The organism is Methylomonas lenta (assembly GCF_001644015.1).
In the GTDB taxonomy this organism is placed as follows: Bacteria; Pseudomonadota; Gammaproteobacteria; order Methylococcales; family Methylomonadaceae; genus Methylomonas; species Methylomonas lenta.
Window position 1 is genome coordinate 17,280 of record NZ_LUUI01000099.1, and the last position, 17,788, is coordinate 35,067.

The following is a 17,788-nucleotide window of genomic DNA, read 5'->3' on the forward strand; positions in this document are numbered from 1 at the left end:
GGCTACTCACCTCATTGGCGATTAAATATCGAATCGAAACTATATGGCAAAAAGGATGTTTCTTCAATCTTTATACTCAATCGGCTATTTGTAGATTTATCTTATAGGGTAATACAGGTAAATTTGATATAGGAATATCGTCATTGGCCGCTGGCTTGACTTCCGCAACCTGCACGGTGGTTGATGGCTGCAGGCGCTGTAACCAAACGATCAAAGTAGCTTCCTGCTCAGATAACAACCACTGCGGATACACGCCCAGCACCAGCACTAGTAAAGCAGGCGTAATCAACAATCCTAATTCCCGAGGGCGTAAATCCTGTAAGCGGGCAACCGATTGTTGCACTACCGGACCAAACAAACCGCGTCGGACAAAACCCAATACATAGGCAGCACTTATCACTGCAGTCAATAAAACCACCAGTGATAAAGCTGGAAAACTTTGCACAGTGCCTAGCAACATCAAAAGTTCTGCCGGAAAGCCATTGGTCGGCGGCACCCCGATGCTAGACAAGGCAAATAGAAAAAATAACACAGTCAAGCGTGGCATAGGCTTGGCTAGTCCACTTAAATGCACTAAATCTGTACTGCCTAGTCGTTGTTGTATCATGCCGGCGATTAACATCAGGCTGCTGGCAACGATACTGAAGTTTAATAACTGTATGACTGCACCTTGCAAACCTGACAAAGTGAATGAAGCGATCCCTATCAACACAAGACCCACATGGCTGACGCTGGAATACGCCAACAAACGACGTAAATTGGTTTGTTGTAGCGCAATCAGGCCAGCATATACCAAAGTTACAGCGCCAACGATCGCCAATAGCCAGCGATGTTCCATAGCAGCAGCAGGTGCCAGTGGAATTGCAAAGCGCAAAATGCCATAAACACCCAATTTTAAGCCGACTAACAAAGCCGTAATTTGTGTCGGCGCCTCCATGGCTGCTGTCGGCAACCAGGTATGAAAAGGCATTAGCGGTGCTTTGACTGCAAAACCCAGCATCAGCAGCCAAAAAATCAAGCCTTGTGATTCACTTGCAATCGGTGTGTTGAGTAAAACAGGCAGACTGAATACCAGGTCCTGCGGAATCGAGCCTCCGGTCATTTGCGCATGATTTAGTGCCAGCAAGATGATGGCAAATAGCAGCGGCACGCCACCGAACAGCATATAAAGCGTGTATTTCATGGCGGCATAACGCCGCTCGGCGCCTATACCCCACAAGCCGATCAGGAAGAAAATCGGTGGCAAAGTCAATTCCCAAAACAGGAAAAACAGCGTTAAATCCAGTGCGGAAAATACCCCGACCGTGACACTTTCCAACATCAGTAACAATGCCAGATGAAAGCGGCTCAAATGCTGCACGCTATTCCAGCTGGCAAGCAAAGCCATTATGGTTACCCAGGCAGTCATCGGCAAAAACAGCACCGAGATGCCATCGACACCCAACTGGAAATGACTATTCAGTCCCGGTATCCAGACATAATCTTCCAGAAATTGAAAGCCGCCGAATTCGGGGTTAAACCCTTGCACCACCCGCAAGCTAATCAACAGTTCGATAAACGCTACCAATAAGGTTAAACGTTTCGCCTGCTGCGGATTTTTGATCACTGCCAGCAGCATAACACCCAGCCAGGGCCAGATCAGGCATAAAGAAAGTAACGGCACACTATCAATCATTGTCGGGCTCATTGGTATGATGGCTGTGATGCTCAGGATAGTGTTCGCCAATTTCGCTGGCTTCCTGATCGATGTATTTTAGCCAGGGCGTAGTGTAAAAACCGGTAGCCATCAGCAAGCCGCAAATTACCAGAGTAATGATGCGTTCTTGCGCCAGTGGATGATTAATACTGCTGTACGGCTGCACCTTACGTTTGGAATGGGCAATAAACAGGCGTTGAAAGGCCCACAGTAAAAAACCGGCCGCTAATACGTTACCGATTAAAATGGCAATCGCAGTCAGCCAACCGTGTTCCTCGATAGTGCCTTCGATCAGCAAGTGCGCGGCGTCAAAACCCGGCGTGCCCGGCATCACCATGGTGCTGAGTGCGGATATTAAAAACAACAAGCCAATCTCGGAATTGGTTTCGAATAATCCGCCCAGTCTCGGTAAGTAAGAGGTGCGAGTGCGTTCGTAAATCAAACCTATGCTAAACAGCATGCCGGCGGTCGCCAAACCATAAGCCACAGACAGCAAAATACTGCCTTCCAGGGCAAAGTCGTTAAACGAAAACACCCCAATCGCCAGCATGCCGGTATGGCTGATCACCGCAAACGCCAACAAGCGACGCATGTTGATTTGCATCAGCGCCAGCAAGGCGCCGTAAAAAATCCCGATCAAGCCCAAACTGACCACAAAATGCGCCCATTGCTCGGCAGCGCCCGGCACCAGTGGCAAAATAAACCGGATCAAGGCATAAATCCCCAGTTTTAAACCGGTGATAAAAATCGCTGCGCTGGCGGCGGTGCCGTGTTCGGCCAGTAAAGGCAACCAGCCATGAAAAGGAAACAGCGGCATACGTACCGCAAAACCAAAAAACAGCAGGATGAAGATCAAGGTTTCGTGCGGAATCGCCAGATTATGCTGTTTCAGCGTCAGCCATTCGAAACTGAAATCCAGGCCGTTTTGCATCAAACCAAAACTCAGTAGTAAAAAACCGGCCAGACTCATCGCCAAGCCGGACAGCCAATACTGCAAGACGGTTTTAATCACTTGGTTACGTTGTCTACCGGTGCCTGCAGAAACGGTCAGCAACACCACCGGCACTAGTTCCAGCAAACACCAGAACCAGAATTGCATGGCATTTAATGCCACAAAAGCACCAATCAAAATACCCTGATACGCCAGCAGACAGGCCACAAACAAACGATCGTGGCGGTGGCGAGTAATCATGGTATACACCAAAGCCAGCAGCCCCAGAATAGCCGTCAGCGGAATAAACAGGATATTCGTGCCATCGACTCCTGCTCGATAGCCTATACCCAGAAAATCCAGCGTTTCGGCTAAATGAATACCGGGGGCCTCAGAGTCGAACACTCGCAGCAAATAAATACTTAAGGCTACATTGATCAACGCACCGGCCAGTCCCAGGTTCAAACTATAGGCCGGCTTGTTTAACAATACCAACACCATAGTCAACAGCGGCACCAAAGTCAGCACGCTTAACAGAGGCAAAAACGTTGTGGCCTGCCAGTAGACTATGTCGGTCATGCCGCATACCCCAGTGCCACCATCAGGGTGATCAAGACAAAAAGTACCAGATAGCGAGGACTTAACAATAATTGTTCAAAGCGATTGGCTTTGCGTCCCAGACGTCGGCCCAGGCGAATCGAGTTGCGGCCGATACCGCGTAAAATAAAATGAAATTCAAACCAGCCCATCAATGCCGCAGTCCATTGCGTCAGCTTGCCGGCCAGGCCGCTGCCGCGGGCAAAGCTATCTTCTTCACTATCCAGATTGGCACCCATTTTCTGTTCTTCCCAGTGGGCCAGCGAGGAAATTGCTCTGATAGCCGGCCCCGGTACCCCTAATGCCGGGTCGATAATGAGTTCATCAATGTTACGCATATCCCGGCCCAACTTTTGAATCGGTTTGACCAACAGCCAATCTATGATGGCTTCCAGCCAGCCGCGTTGTAAAGAAACCATGAAAGCCCAGCGGCAATTGGCCAAGCGGGCAGGCACGGGCTTGATTGGCTGCGCATGGGTAGCATGCATAATCGACGGCGCTGTTAGCAGCAAATAACATCTTACGACGGCGTGGGCCGCCAAATGCCCGGCTGCCAGCGTCCAAAACCCCAGGCCGCATTCCAGAAACATCAACCCCAGTTGGCCGGAAGTAGCAAACACCTGTGCACTTTTTATGTCGGTCTGACTCAAGCCCACCCAATAACTGTAGACGGCGGTCAGCCCACCCGTCAGCGCCAACAGCAACATGGCTATCGGCGCTTGAGTAAACAAGTCTTGTAATTGAATAATCAAAAATACGCCGGCATGTATCATCACACCGCCGTAAAACACAGCACTGGAAGGGGTTGGTCCTTCCATGGCCCTTGCCAGCCATGGCGTGAATGGAATCTGAGCGGATTTGGCAAAAGCCGCCAACGCAAAACACAGCGCCAATAAGGTGGCGTCACCTCGATCGAGATCGGCAGCAGCACTATTTATAATTTGCCAGTCGGCAGTTTCCTGCCACAGCAAAGCCAAGACGATTCCTAATATAAAGCCGCCATCACCCACCCGATTGGTGACAAAGGCTCGGGTGGCATTATGGGCAGCTGTCGGTCTGTCGTAAGCATAAGCAATCAGCCAATAGGAACAGACTCCGGCCACTTCCCAGCCAAAAAACGTAAACACTGCATTGCCTGATAGCACTAGCAGCAGCATGGCTGCCGCAAATAAATTCAGGATGAAAAAGAAGCGATGAAAACCTGCTTCGCGGTGCAAATAATTCACCGAAAAACGCGTCACTATCAGCAACAGCAGGGAAAACAAAGCGGCCAAACTCAGATTGAAACCCGAGCTGCGCAAGGAAAAATCGATACTTAATTGACCGATGCTGAGCCAATTGCCGTAAACAGGATTGTTGGCTGATATTCCTGACAAATCAGCGATCAATAAACCCAATACTAACAGCGTCGATAAACTCTGCGCGACTATCGAAACGCTGGCGCTAATGGCTTCGTCAGCCTCGCCGTCGATAATGCGGAAAAAATGTAGACTGCCGAGTAACATACTCGCCAGTAGAGGCAAAACAGGCACAAATAGTATCCAGCAGGCATTCATCAGCGCTGTTCTCCTGCAAATACGACTTGCTTAATCAACATCGGCGCCACCGCCTGGGTTGAATCACGAAAGCAATCAGGCGAATTTTCGCGTAGCGGCAATTGTTTGCTCCGAGGCTGCCAGGGCACAAAACCTGTGCCGCGTTGAAATATATAAATCTCACCACTTTCCGGGTCCTGGACGCTCAAATGCACCCAGCCGCCGCCGATCAATTCCTGCAAATCCGGTTGCCGGGCATAGATTTGTTCGAGTACGGCGGTTTTGGCTTCCACCACAATCTGTAAACGCATGGCTTCGTGTATTTCAACCATTTGCAAAGGCAATCCGGTGCGTAGATCACTGCCGGTGCCTTCCATCACGCCGAACAAGCCGGTGACATTATGCGGAATCTTGGTACCGCACCCGAGCCGCTCGTTATTGACACTGGAAAAATAATATTCCAGATTAATACCGGCCCCGACAGGTCCGGCCGTCAATAATATGTTTTCCAATATCGTACCCTCCGGGTCCTGACTGGGATCGTAGGAAATCAAAAATAGCCTGCGGTCGAAAAACGCTCCCTGGGTAGCGGATCGGCGACCAATGAATGCGGCGGCATTGGTGGCGTGGCCGAATTCCGGTCTGACCTGACTCAAATCCATCGCCCGATTTTCCACATGCCGGATGGCGGCCTTGGCTGAAACCGGTTGAGCGGCGGAAGCAAATCGTCGGCAGCGTTCAGCGGCGGCCAGCCTATCGGCCTGGGTCAGACAGGCTTGAAAATCAGCAAAATCAGTTTGCCAGGCTGCAGGCATCTGATCCAGGTCATACCAAGTAATGATATCGCTACAGGTATCGTGCTGCGCCCCGATAAACCAGGTATCTTCCGGTATGACTATGCCTTGTTCGATTAGTAATTGCCGCACCACAGGTCGATTGGCCATGGCGGCAAAGGCGCGGGCATTCGGTCCACCTTGGCGTCCGCCGCAAGCGCCGCAATCATGTGCGGCTTCATGCGGGTTGTTCTGGCTGGTGGAGCCATGTCCCATCAATGTTACTAAGCGGGCAAAGCCGTAGGTTAAGCCGGTGGTTTTCAAAAATCCCGCTACACGGTCGGTCTGTTCCTGGTCGGTAAAGCCTAACCTTGGGGCTGCAGCTGGCGCGGGTGCGTCGGCGATAAACTCTAATTGCGTCGCCACCTGCGGCACCAGCCAACGTTGCCAGGCCTGTTCCATTTGCCGTTGCCAGGTTGGCCACAAGGACTTACCCAGCAAACGCAGCAGTTGTAACGGTGCAAAGGCAAACACCAAGGGGTAGGCCCAGAGCAGGCTGCGGCGCAGATTTTGATACAGTTGATAAGCCAGCCCGTCAGCCTGATGCAAGCCTTTACGATGGCTGGCATATTGCTTGTCCTGCCCCGGCTGTATGACTTCGTTGATTTGATGCGACGGCGTCACTACAACCGGACACAGCGGCGTGACATGGTGGGCGTCCAGGCCTTGATAATTCATCGCAATCCCGAAAAAACCAGCCACCCCCAGGGTTTCGATAGCCGGATTCAATTCCTCCAGATGGCGGCGAAAACTTTCTTCACGCTCGTCCATGCAAAAATAAATTTGTGCCTGCGGTCGGCTGTCGCGGCGTAACCAGCGACCACGCCCGTGGTTGGCATGCAAGGCTTGCAGCAGATCTTGTTGATAATGCCGCTCGTAGGCCTGCAACCAGACGTTGCGCCGCTGGGCATCGCTAAATTGATCGATAATCGCCAACCAGTCCAACAATTGCTGGTTGCTGAGTTGCTGCAGATCTGGCGATGAAATCGCAAGTTGCTGACATAGTTGAAATAAACGCCAGCCGTGGTTGTAAACGCTCACTTTGCCTGATTGAGTCGCCAGCGGGCTGTGCTGCCATGTCCAGATACGTTCGGCCAGGCTTTGCCATTCCTGCGGGTTTTTCGCGCCATGAGCCAACAAGCTTTGACTGGCTTGGGTCAAATATTCCGGCAATTCACCACCAAATAATGCTCGCCTCACGGCGAACTCGGCGCTGTGTTGGGCAAAATAGGTTTGTAATTTGTCCAATTTAGCCTGACAGCGCCATTGCTGATGGCAGAGTTGTTGTAAATACAAGCGATCCAGAATCAAGCGTATCGCCAGATAATCGGCCAGCAAGGGCTGTGTGCTGTCGTCGGCTTGATAGTGAGGATTGACTTGCCGCCAATTAATCAGCCCCGACCAACCCGGTAACTCCAGCGCCAGGCGTTGTAAGTAACCCGCCCAACGGGGTTTGGGGATAGCCTGGGCTTCCAGTTGCTGAATAATGGCCTCGACCGCATCCTCGGGTAATGTCGTTTTTAGGTTTTGCCAATCGGTCAACTCCTGAAATACCGGCATAACATCAAATTCTGCGCTTTGCAGCCAAGCTTGATAAAAGCCCAGAGACTGACGCTGAGGCAAGCGCCAGGCCGCCATGCCTTCATCTAATATTGAGGCAGACAAGCGGATCAATAATGGTCGCACGCTATCCAGAACATCCACGCCGGTTAAAATCTGTACTAAGCCGCGCAAAGTCAGACTGTCGCCCACTTTGGCAAACAAGGTTAGTCTGTCCTCGTTTGCTTGTTGCTGCATGTGTTGTTGCTGGCTATTTATCAGCCAGCTGCGAGCTTGTTCGATGCTTAAATCCAGCAGTTGCTCCGGATGCTCATCAGGTTTAGACAGTTCCAGCTTGCTGAGCAACGCCTCCCATAAATTGTCAGCGGCTTGCCCATCTCGGGTATTCAGCTGTGTAAGTTCTTGAAGCTGCCATTGCAATTGGGCAGGACTTAGACTGGGCAAATCATTTAACAAGGCTAAACGGTATAGTTGCTGCTGAGTAATGGATTGCTGATAGATTTTGGCTAGCTCTGGCTGATGGGACAAAGCAAATTGCTGCTCAAGAGCATTATCCAGGTCTTCGTCGCTGATACGTCCTTGCTGATAAAAGGCCCGGAATTGTTCGACAGGCAAATAACAGTCGATGCCGGTTAATTGAGTAAAGTCGCTCAAAGCCTGCTCAAACGGTAAATGCTGAAAGCCATGCAGGGTATTGTGGTGCACAAAATCATGAATCGGCCCCTGTCCCGGCAAGACATGATTCAGGTGTTGAATCGCATTGAGGACGAGTTGCTGCGAAGAAGTGTTATTCGATGAGGTCACTTGCATATCAAGCCCCTGGATTCCGGTATTTACAGGTTTGGCTAATTGAAGTAATCACTGCAATCTCTCGCCTATGATCATCATCATCCTGTTCACGGTTGCGCCTGATAAATCAATCAGCGGCGCCGGCAGCAAGCCAAATAGCACAATACCCGCTACCAATACGCCGACCGCCATCAACTCGACGTGATTAAGGTCGGGTATCTGTTGCATCTGTGGTTTTACTGGGCCGGTAAACAACAACCCAATGGTGCGCATCGCATACGCGGCACTAATTAAAATACTTAGGCTGAAAAATACCATCAGCCCGCCCCATTGCTGAAAGCCACCGATTAGGGTGTGTAATTCGGCGATAAAACCCACTGAGCCGGGTAAGCCCATGGCCGCTAATAGTGTCAGGGTGGTAAATGTGGCGAAGCGCGGCATCACTTGTACCAGGGAGCTGTAATCCTGAATATTGCGGGTATGCGTGCGTTCATACAGCAGGCCGACCAACAGGAATAGGGCGCCGGCGATCAAGCCATGCGCGATCATTTGTAAAATGGCGCCGGTAAAGCCGGTTTGGTTGAGTGAGGCAATACCCAGCAACACTATGCCCATATGACTCAGGGATGAATAAGCCACCATGGCCTTCAAATCACGCTGCCGCCAAGCCAGCAAACCGCCGTAAATCATGCCGAACAAGGCTAAAAACACCAATACGGGTTGTATCAGTTTTGCCGCTACCGGCAGCATCACCACGCAGCGTAATAAGCCGTAAGCGCCCATTTTTAACAAAATGCCCGACAGCAAAATACTGATCGGACTGGGCGCTTCCACATGCGCCAGTGGTAGCCAGCCATGCAGCGGAAAGATCGGCATTTTCACCCCAAAACCCAGCAAAAACCCCAGCAACACCAATACCTGTTCCAGCTCCGGCATGCTCTGCGCCGCCTGCCCCATGGAAGCCATCAAAGAACCTTGATGCTCCAAATCGTACTGACTAATCGCCAGCAAACTCAGCAACATGAATACCGAACCGCCCATGGTATACAAGACAAAATTCAAGCTGGCCGCATGTCGGCGCTTGCCTCCCCAGCGGTCGATCAGGAAAAACAGCGGGATTAGCGTGACTTCCCAAAAGATATAAAACAAGGCCCAGTCCTGAGCCATAAACACGCCCAGCATGCCAAATTCCAACAATAACACGCAGATGTGATAGCCCTTGACGCCTTCGTTGATGGAAAAAGACGCTAGCAACGCAATCGAGGTCAGCAAAGTTGCCAAAACCAATAGCGGCATCGATAAGCCATCGATACCCAAGGCATAGGCGCTGCCCAGTTTAGGGTTGAGGGGATAAAACTCACTGAACTGCATGGCGCTATTGCTGATGTCAAAGTTCAGCAACAAGCCGCAGGCGAACAAAAATGCCCCGATGGTTGTCAGATTGCTAATCAGCCTGATCAAGCCGTTGCGCTGTCCGGAAATCGGCGCCAGCAAGAGTACGCCCAGCGCCGGTGTCCAAAGCAGTGCGCTTAAAATCGCCATGTTGAAAGTTGTTTTAAGTCAAATTAGCTAGGCATTTTAAATGCATTTGGTTGAAATAGGCCAATTCTGGAAAAAACGGTTTATATGAACCAGATTGTTTTAGCTAAATGATCTAGATTGTTCACAGCAAGATAACGGCTATCAGTTGAGTTTGCAGGCTTTCCCGGCTTAGATTTCGCAAAGACTGCAGCTTCGTGTACTCTAGCCAGCCATAAAAATACCGTTGATGAGAATAGCCAGGCAAGTAGCCAATAATCTTTATCAATTTTTAATACCTTAATTAATTGGAAATGACGTTGTTAGTGATGTCGGATAACACATGCAAATTCATCTAATCGCCGTCGGCAACAAAATGCCCGACTGGGTACTGCAGGGCTATAATGAATATGCCAAGCGCATGCCGCGCGAGTGTGAATTGGTTTTGAAAGAAATTGCTCCCGATAAACGCCGCAGTGGCGATATTGCACGCATAACCAAAGAAGAAGGTGAACGTATGCTGACGGCAGTGCCGCCACGTGCGCATGTGGTAACACTGGATATTCCGGGCAAACCCTGGACCACTGCCGACTTATCAAAAGCTCTGCAACGCTGGCTGGGTAACGGGCAGCCCGTAGCCTTGATGGTGGGTGGGCCGGAAGGTTTGTCACAGCAAGTCAGAGATATTGCTCAGGAGTCCTGGAGTTTGTCGCCGTTAACCTTCCCGCATCCGTTGGTTCGGGTCATCGTGGCTGAACAAATCTATCGGGCCTGGAGTCTTATGAATAATCACCCATATCACCGCTAACATTATGACACCACAGATTGTGCTCGCCTCCGCTTCACCACGCCGTAGTGAATTGTTGCAACAAATCGGCATTCGGCATGTCATAAAAGCTGTGGATATTGACGAAACGCCTTGGCCGCATGAATCTCCGCTAGCTTATGTGGAACGGGTGGCGACGGAGAAATCAGCGGTCTGTCGAGCTTTACTAGAGCATGATTTGCCGGTGTTAGCCGCCGATACCAGTGTTGTGTGCGATGGCCGTATTATGGGTAAGCCGGATAATCTTCAGCATGCATCAGAGATGCTGATGCAGCTTTCCGGTCGCAGCCATCAGGTTTATAGCGCGGTTTCGCTACGCGGCGATCATCACTGGCAGGCAGTGAGTGTCAGTGAGGTTAGATTTAGGACGTTAACCCAAGCTGAAATCCTGGCCTATTGGCAGACCGGTGAACCGCAAGACAAAGCGGGTGCCTATGCCATACAAGGCTTGGCCAGTATTTTTATCGAATCGATTACCGGCAGTTTTTCCGGCGTCATGGGCTTGCCGCTGTTTGAAACCGCACAACTATTAGCTAAACAAGGGATTAAAGTCATCGCATGAGTGAAGAAATTTTAATTAATGTCACCCCGCCGGAAACCCGGGTAGCGGTGATTGAAAACGGCGTCTTGCAGGAATTGATCATAGAGCGCTTGCGGCAGAAAGGTCTGGTCGGCAATATTTATAAAGGTGAGGTTTGCCGGGTATTGCCCGGTATGCAGGCGGCTTTTGTCGATATTGGCCTGGATAAAGCGGCGTTTTTGCATTTATCCGATTTCAATAGCCAGGAATTGGCCGGCGGTTCTGAGAATATCGAGCATTATCTTAAAGATGGCCAAAAAATCGTGGTGCAAGTCACTAAAGATCCTTTGGGCAATAAAGGTGCGCGGCTGACGACAGATCTATCCATTCCTTCACGCTATCAAGTTTACATGCCCTACGCAGCAAACTCCGGCGTATCGCAACGCATAGAATCCGAAGAAGAGCGGCAGCGATTACGGGCTTGTATAGAAAATTATCTGCAAAAACATACTGTGCCCGGTGGCTTCATCGCGCGGACTGCTGCCGAATGTGTGGAAGAAGTTATTCTGTATTCCGACATGACGTTTTTGCACATGCTGTGGGAATCGATACTCGACAAGAGTAAAAAAGCCAAAGTCAAAACGCTGATACACGAAGACTTGCCTTTAAGTATGCGTACTTTGCGTGACTTATATAAAGAGGGCGTCGAACGAGTTCGCGTCGACTCCAAAGAAACCTTTTTGCGGCTGGTCGAGTTTGCCGAGACCTTTGTGCCGGAAGTGGTGCCTTTCATCGAACATTATTCCGGCGAGCGGCCGGTGTTCGATATTTACAACGTTGAGGATGAGATATCCAAGGCTCTGGATCGCAAAGTAAAGCTCAAATCCGGTGGTCATTTGGTTTTTGATCAAACCGAGTCGATGACGACGGTCGATGTCAATACCGGCGGTTATGTGGGGGGGCGGAATCTGGAAGAAACCATCTTCAAAACCAATCTGGAAGCAGCGCATACCATTTCCCGGCAACTGCGGCTGAGGAATTTGGGTGGCATCATCATTATCGATTTTATCGACATGCAAAGCGATGACCATAAAAAACAGGTGATGTCTGCCTTGCAACGCAATCTGGATAAGGATCACGCCAAAACCAAAATCACCGAAGTGTCGGCCTTGGGGTTGGTGGAAATGACTCGTAAACGCACCCGGGAAAGTCTGGAGCATATTCTTTGTGAACCCTGCAGTACTTGCGATGGGCGTGGCGTGTTGAAAACCGCGGAATCAATTTGCCTGGAGATTTTTCGTGAAATTATTCGCGTGGTGCGGCAATACAACGTACAGCAGATTTTAGTGTTGGCCTCTGAGCAAGTGGTGGAAATGTTATTGGATGAAGAGGCTGATATGCTGTCGGAGCTGGAATTATTCTTGAAAGTGGCCATCAAAATTCGTGCTGAATCCGGATACAATCAGGAACATTATGATGTGGTCTTATTGTAGGACTTGAATTTTGTGATTGTTCATATTGCCCGAGCTACTCGCCATTTACTGTTTTGGTCGCTGATTTCAGTGGCTGTGATCGTCAGCGCAGCGCGTATTTTGCTGGCTGAATTGGACGATTATCAAATCGAATTGGAACAAAAAATTCGCCAAATAACCGATATCCCGCTACGGATAGGCAAAATGGACGCCGGCATGCGAGGTTTTAATCCGGAAATCATTCTGCGAGGCATCGATGTTGAAGCCAGCGATCCTAATAATAAGCCCGATATTCAACTGAAAGAAATTCGCTTGGGGCTGGATTTTCTGGACTTGCTGTTAACCCGCAACCTGTTGTCAGCCAGTCGGGTGACCCTGGTGGGCGCGAATATCAGTATCACCCGTAATCTGGATGGCAGTTTTGCTATTAAAGGTCTGCAAGCCAGCGATGAAAAGCCTCTGTGGCTGTTGCAGGGCGGAAAATATGAAATTTTAGACAGTGAAATCACTTGGCAGGATTTAAAGCGTCACAGCAAAGCTGTGCATTTTGACCGCTTTGATTTGGTCATCAAAAATCATTTTTTCGATGACAGCCATGAATTGCATTTACTCAGTAACCTGCCGCCGCAGTATGGCGACACGCTACGCATCTCTGCCGTTATCAAAGGTGATGTATTTAAGACAGACAACATAGATGGCGAGCTGTATATCGAAGGTACAGATCTGCAGGCTGGCGCTTTAATGACGGGCGATTTGCCGTTGGGTTTACAGCTACATTCCGGGGCGGGTGATTTCCGCATCTGGAGTCTTTGGCGTAATTCCAGCCCTTATCAGGTGGATGGTTATATTCAGGCCCAGCAGCTGACAATCAGCAAGCATCAGGGCAAACCTGTGGATATGGATACCTTTGAAGGCAGTTTTAGTTGGAGCGATGAAAATGATCGCTGGCGTCTGGCTGGCTATGACGTCAATATTTACGCAAATCGTCAGCGTTGGCCGGACGGTGCTTTCTATTTGCAGCAGGATGCACAAGGCAATCTTGCTGCCATTATCAAGCAACTGGATTTTCCGGCAGCCATGCTGCTGGCGCCGATGCTAATGCCTGATGGACACGATTATGCCGACTGGTTAAAACTTAATCCCAAAGGCCGTTTGCGAGATGTGAGTTTGTTTGTCAGTCAGGATTTTCAACATTATGCCGCTCGTGGCAGTTTTGATCAGCTAGGTATTGATCATTTTGCGGCCATGCCACAAATACAAAATATCAGTGGTCAATTTAGTGCGACCGATCAGTACGGCGAAATTACGCTGGACACGCAAAACGCCAGCGTCGATGCTGCTGACTGGTTCAGAAACTCATTGGACATCCCACGGCTACAGGGTAGTTTACATTGGTGGCAAACCGATGCTGCCTGGCAGTTCTTGAGTGAAGATTTGGCCATTGATAGTGTTGATTTTACTACGGTAACCAGGCTCAATCTTTGGTTGCCCAAGAGTGCCGCCTCACCCAATTTGGATTTGCGCATACAATTTGGCGATTTTAAAGATGTCAGCCGGATACCGAAATATTTACCCGCCAAACTCATGGACTCAGGAGCTGTCGCTTGGCTGGATGAAGCTTTTGTCGCGGGTCGGATTAGTCAAGGCGAGATAGTCTTAAAGGGGGCTCTGGATCAGTTTCCGTTTACTAATGGGCAAGGCCATTTTGAAACCGTTTTCAGCATAGAAAACAGCGAAATACAATTTAATGAGAATTGGCCTCACCTGCGAGATGCTAATGCCGATGTACAATTTTTAGGGAAAGACTTACAGGTTGCGATTAGCAAAGGCGGTAGCGAGAAAGTTGTGATTGATCAGGCTTTGGTGAGGATTCCGGACATGCCTGACAGTGATTATATTTATGTTTGGGGGCAGGTGCATGCTAAGTTTATGGACAGTCTGGCCTTTTTACAAAAATCCCCGCTCAAGCCCAAGATAGTCCCCATCGCAAAGCAACTCAGCGGCGAGGGCGATATCGATGCCGACCTGAATTTAAAAATTCATTACCCGGAACCCGATCCGCTGAAAGCCAATGTCAATGCTTATCTTAATGGGGCAAAACTGACTCTAAAACCGGTCAACCTTAAAGTTGACGGTATCAAGGGCGTTTTGAATTTTACGGAAGATCGTATCAGTAGTAATCGCATGGATGCGCGAGCGTTGGGTTATCCGATACAGGCACGCTTGAGTAGTGACGAACAGGCCACTTATCTGGATGTCGAAGGTAAAACCAATATCAATAATCTGGAAAAACAATTTAGTTTTTTGCAAACCGATATTGTTGATGGCGCATTAAGCTATACGGCTAAATTGGCAATACCCTACGAAACCACACAAGCGAATTCATTGAAAATTGATACCTCGCTGGTAGGTGTCGGTATCAATAGTCAGACAGTACTTGGCAAATCAGCGAATGAAGAGAAGCCATTGACACTAGATTTTCAATGGGATCAAAACAGCAAAATGCCTTTGGCATTGCAGTATGGCAATCAATTACGGGCACTATTATTAATCGATAAAACCCAGGAAACCCTTTATTCCGGACATGTCGTTTTGGGGCAAGGCCAAGCCAGTCGCTATGATAAGCCAGGCTTGAAACTGGAAGTCAGACAACCCCGCTTTAATTTATCGGAGAGTTTATCGGCTTTCAAAGATGCAGAGCAAACCCAGGGGCCTCAGATAAAAGAAGTAGTGATCGATACCAGGCAATTGATCTGGCAAGACCAGGACCTGGGAGACATGCGTTGCGTATTACAACACGACAATCAAGGTTGGCAGGGCACAATTGATACCGCAATGGCCAAGGGCATGGTTCGTATTCCTGATCAACTTGGCGGCAATAACCGCATTGCGTTACAAATGGATTATCTAAACCTAACGGCTTTGGAAAAATTAAGTGTCGATAGTGCCGAAGAGGTGGTGACGGATTTACCTTTGATTGATATCGAGAGCGAGCATTTATGGTGGCGTTCGGTGGATTTAGGGCTGTTAAAACTGCAGACCGAGCGAGTAAGCAATGGCATACATTTTAAAAAAATCCAACTACAGAGTGCAAAAACCAAGCTTGATCTGACGGCTGATTGGTTAAAGCAAGCTAGTGGTACCATCACTCAAATCAAAGGCAATGTTAAATCAGATAACTTTAGTGAATTTCTCTCTCGCCTGGCTTTTACCGACGACTTTAAAGAAACAACGGCTAATATTTCTTTTATTGGTGGTTGGCGGGGTGGGCCGCATCAATTTTCAATGGATAGGTTAAATGGTCAAGTACAACTTGAGCTCAAGGATGGCCGCATTTCCAGCATCGAGCCAGGTTTCGGCCGCTTATTAGGTCTGGTTGCCATGGAGCAATGGGTAAAACGCTTAAGTCTGGATTTTAGCGATGTCTATCGACAAGGTCTGGCATTTGATGACATAAAAGGTCATATCAAAATCAAAGATGGATTGGCCTTTACCGATGACCTGACAGTGAATGCGGTAGCGGCTAATTTCTATTTGGCCGGTTTTGCGGATCTAGCCAAAAAGACCTTGGATCAACGGGTGTCTGTAGTGCCTAAGGGTTCCGACGCCGTGCCCATTGCTGGTACAATCGTTGGCGGTATCGCCAGTATGATTACCCAGGTTGTTACCAATGACTATAAAGAAGGCTATTTTTTCGGCTCGCAATATCAACTTAAAGGCGCCTGGGGTAATATCGAAGTGACGCCTCTACATGATGAAGACGGCTTGATCAAAAAAACCTGGCGCGGCCTGACCGATTTTGGCTGGCTGGATTCCAATACGGATTAATTCGGCCGATATTGACCGGCCCATTCCGTGCAATTGTTAAAACAATAAAAACCATAGGATAATTTATGACAATCTGCGCAGCGATTCAAATGGCATCAGGACCGCAAGTCAATGCCAACTTATTGGAAGCTGAAAAGCAAATCGCCGATGCCGCCAAAGCCGGTGCCAAGTTGGTGGCTTTGCCGGAAAATTTCGCCATTATGGGCATGAACGAGTATGACAAGGTTCAGGTTCGCGAAGTCGATGGCGCAGGTCCGATTCAAGACTTCCTGGCGACGGTCGCTCAAAAATACCAGGTTTGGGTGGTGGGCGGTACCATACCTATGGCTGCTAAAGCCGATAATAAAGTGCGTGCCACCTGTTTGGTTTACAACGACAAAGGTGAGCGGGTGGCGCGTTACGACAAAGTGCACTTGTTCGATGTCAGCGTACCGGATAGTGCAGAACAATATCGTGAGTCGGATTCAGTCGAAGCCGGCGAAGAGTCCTGCGTTATCGACAGCCCATTTGGCCGTATGGGGATTTCGGTTTGCTATGATTTGCGTTTCCCGGAATTTTTTCGTCCGATGACAAAAAAAGGTCTGGATATCATCGTGATTCCGTCGGCCTTTACTGCCAAAACAGGCGCTGCACATTGGGAAATATTACTTCGTGCACGTGCCATCGAAAATCTCTGTTACGTTATCGCGCCTAATCAAGGTGGTTTTCATGTCAACGGACGACAAACCTTTGGTCATAGCATGATAGTGGACCCCTGGGGCGTAGTGCTGGATTGCTATAAAACCGGTCCTGGTTTTGTGTCGGCTGAGGTCGATAAAAGTCGGCTGGATAAAATGCGCAGTGCTTTTCCCGTGCTGGAACACCGACGCTTTTTTTGCGAGTAATGTTTATGACGAAACACCTGATTTACGGCTTGCCGGCACTATTATTATGGGGTTGTGCAGATACTTCCGACCGATATCGCGATATGCATCATCTGGAAATGCCGCCAGAACTGCCCATAGAGCACACGCACTCCCAGCCGGCATTGTCTCAGGATGATCTTAAGCCCAAAACCTCGCCGCTAGCTAACCTGATTGATTTTAGAGATGATAGCACTCAGCCTAAGCTGACCTTAAAAACCCGCCCTGATAGAGCGTGGGAAATGGTGATGGTGGCGCTAAAAATCTGCAATATTGCCGTACTGGATAAGAATCGGGAAGAAAACCGGATACAGGTGCGTTACGATCCGGACACTGACGGCGAAGAAGAAGGTGTTTTGGATGCGATATTTAATAATGATTACGCCGAAGCCGACTATACCATTACCTTAAAAGAGGACAGTCTCGGCATGCTGGTAAATGTCGTACTCAGCAAGCCGGATCAAATTGAGGATGGCGAAGATGGCTCTGCAAAACTGGTGCGCTTGCTGCACAAAACCATCGATAAAAAAATAATCAATCGCGAAGAGAACAAAAGCGAGGATTAACTAAGGATTGCGCATGAAATATCTTATGCAAGTACCCTCTGTAGGTGCGGATTTATCCGCACCTACAGAGGGCGACTAAGGTTTGCGCCAAAATTATTAATTGCCGCTTATAGCTCCCATGTTTTACGTGGGAACCCCGTCGGGGACGCTCCAGCGTCCCGAACCGCAGAGCGGTTCAGCTTGCATTCCCACGCGAAGCGTCACTGCCATTAAGT

11 protein-coding genes are annotated in these 17,788 nt (G+C 49.2%); 6 read left to right on the top strand and 5 right to left on the bottom strand.

Annotated elements, in window-relative coordinates; genetic code table 11:
• Nucleotides 1–76: 76 nt before the first annotated feature.
• From A1359_RS10165 to A1359_RS10185, 5 genes are read right to left on the bottom strand one after another with little or no spacing between them, the layout of a single operon-like run.
• The gene (locus tag A1359_RS10165) at nt 77–1,687 is read right to left on the bottom strand and encodes a complex I subunit 4 family protein (protein ID WP_232322176.1); all 1,611 of its coding nucleotides are present in this window, start codon (nt 1,685–1,687) and stop codon (nt 77–79) included.
• On the bottom strand, nt 1,668–3,206 hold the full coding sequence (locus A1359_RS10170; RefSeq protein WP_066981918.1) for a complex I subunit 4 family protein: 1,539 nt from the start codon (nt 3,204–3,206) through the stop codon (nt 1,668–1,670). The genes A1359_RS10165 and A1359_RS10170 overlap by 20 nt, the downstream gene beginning before the upstream one ends.
• Nucleotides 3,203–4,756 (bottom strand): proton-conducting transporter transmembrane domain-containing protein, encoded by a 1,554-nt coding sequence (locus tag A1359_RS10175; protein ID WP_332310081.1) that lies wholly within the window; start codon nt 4,754–4,756, stop codon nt 3,203–3,205. Before A1359_RS10175 ends, A1359_RS10170 begins: the two co-directional genes overlap by 4 nt.
• A 23-nt stretch (nt 4,757–4,779) precedes the next feature.
• The gene (locus A1359_RS10180) at nt 4,780–7,962 is read right to left on the bottom strand and encodes a DUF2309 domain-containing protein (RefSeq protein ID WP_066981921.1); all 3,183 of its coding nucleotides are present in this window, start codon (nt 7,960–7,962) and stop codon (nt 4,780–4,782) included.
• A 48-nt stretch (nt 7,963–8,010) separates the two neighbouring features.
• Nucleotides 8,011–9,483 carry a complex I subunit 4 family protein gene (locus A1359_RS10185; protein ID WP_066981924.1) on the bottom strand — a complete coding sequence of 491 codons (1,473 nt, stop codon included), beginning with the start codon at nt 9,481–9,483 and terminating at the stop codon, nt 8,011–8,013.
• A 319-nt stretch (nt 9,484–9,802) separates the two neighbouring features.
• Between A1359_RS10185 and rlmH the strand changes: the two genes are divergently transcribed.
• From rlmH to A1359_RS10215, 6 genes are all read left to right on the top strand, one after another.
• On the top strand, nt 9,803–10,267 hold the full coding sequence (gene rlmH / locus A1359_RS10190) for a 23S rRNA (pseudouridine(1915)-N(3))-methyltransferase RlmH (protein WP_066981927.1): 465 nt from the start codon (nt 9,803–9,805) through the stop codon (nt 10,265–10,267).
• Nucleotides 10,268–10,271: 4 nt separating this feature from the next.
• Nucleotides 10,272–10,847 (top strand): Maf family protein, encoded by a 576-nt coding sequence (locus A1359_RS10195; protein WP_066981929.1) that lies wholly within the window; start codon nt 10,272–10,274, stop codon nt 10,845–10,847.
• The gene (rng, locus tag A1359_RS10200; protein WP_066981932.1) at nt 10,844–12,298 is read left to right on the top strand and encodes a ribonuclease G; all 1,455 of its coding nucleotides are present in this window, start codon (nt 10,844–10,846) and stop codon (nt 12,296–12,298) included. The genes A1359_RS10195 and rng overlap by 4 nt, the downstream gene beginning before the upstream one ends.
• 12 nt (nt 12,299–12,310) lie before the next feature.
• Nucleotides 12,311–16,105: a YhdP family protein gene (locus A1359_RS10205; RefSeq protein ID WP_066981942.1), complete on the top strand. Its 3,795-nt coding sequence runs from the start codon at nt 12,311–12,313 to the stop codon at nt 16,103–16,105.
• A 65-nt stretch (nt 16,106–16,170) separates the two neighbouring features.
• Nucleotides 16,171–16,989 (top strand): carbon-nitrogen hydrolase family protein, encoded by an 819-nt coding sequence (locus A1359_RS10210; RefSeq protein ID WP_066981935.1) that lies wholly within the window; start codon nt 16,171–16,173, stop codon nt 16,987–16,989.
• 5 nt (nt 16,990–16,994) lie between these two features.
• Nucleotides 16,995–17,573 (top strand): outer membrane protein assembly factor BamC, encoded by a 579-nt coding sequence (locus A1359_RS10215; protein ID WP_066981945.1) that lies wholly within the window; start codon nt 16,995–16,997, stop codon nt 17,571–17,573.
• Nucleotides 17,574–17,788 lie beyond the last annotated feature (215 nt).